Below are 842 nucleotides of genomic sequence, written 5' to 3'. Positions count from 1 at the left end.
CATTCAATGTGGTTATATTCCATCACATCATTTGCTTTTTTCATTCCTAATTTTTCGTAAAATGCAAGGGCATTTTCATTCGCAACCAAATATACAGCAATATCCTTTTTACCGCCTGCTAAAGAATGTGCTGTTTTTATCAATTTCGTGCCAATTTCTTGATGTAAATAGTCTCTGTCTACACCTAAATCTGTTATATAAAGCCAATAGGCATAGTCGGTCAATCCAAATAAGGCGCCGACAATTTGATTATCCTTGTTTCTTGCAATAAGACTGATTGATACATGATCAACTAGCTTTGCCATTCTTTCTTCGAATCGTTCCTTCGGATACTGTGATCCTAGATCCGTACGCTTTAAAAATTCAATATATTCAATTGAAGATATTCGCTCTTCTTTAATCTGAATGTCTTTGCACATAACAATTTTCTCCATAAACCCCTAATTCTATTTCTGTTGCCATTCCATTACATATTCTTTTTCTTCGGTAGCTTAATCAAAACCGCTATGCTGAATCTCAAATCCTTCTCTTTGATAAAAGGCTATTGCCCGTATATTCTTTTGATATACATTCAAAAATAATTTGCTTCGTTTATTTTTTGCATAATTTAAAAGAGCTTTTCCTATGCCATGCGATTGCATTTCATTTGAAACAAAAATGCCCTCAATATATTCATCATTTAGACCTATAAATCCCTGTATTTCTTGATTATCCTCATAGACATAGACAGTTGCCTGCAGCAGCAATTCCTTCACCAATTCAAAATTATTTTGCCAATATTGTTTAGAAATAAAATAATGTGTCACCACATTCGTATCCAACCATATATCTGCAACTTTATT

2 protein-coding genes are annotated in these 842 nt (G+C 33.0%); both read right to left on the bottom strand.

Annotation, left to right across the window (positions count from 1 at the left end; translation table 11 throughout):
* Nucleotides 1–419, bottom strand: a 419-nt coding sequence (locus KTQ83_RS11890; protein ID WP_244975865.1) for a GNAT family N-acetyltransferase, incomplete at its 3' end; no start/stop codon positions are given.
* A gap of 72 nt (nucleotides 420–491) precedes the next feature.
* Nucleotides 492–842 (bottom strand): GNAT family N-acetyltransferase (locus KTQ83_RS11885; RefSeq protein ID WP_217285057.1); only part of this gene is annotated, 351 nt, incomplete at its 5' end.

Origin of the sequence: Holdemanella porci (assembly GCF_019052655.1) — a bacterium.
Lineage (GTDB): Bacteria > Bacillota_I > Bacilli_A > Erysipelotrichales > Erysipelotrichaceae > Holdemanella > Holdemanella hominis.
Note: the sequence above shows the minus strand (reverse complement) of the source record. Positions and strands in the feature narration are given on the sequence as shown.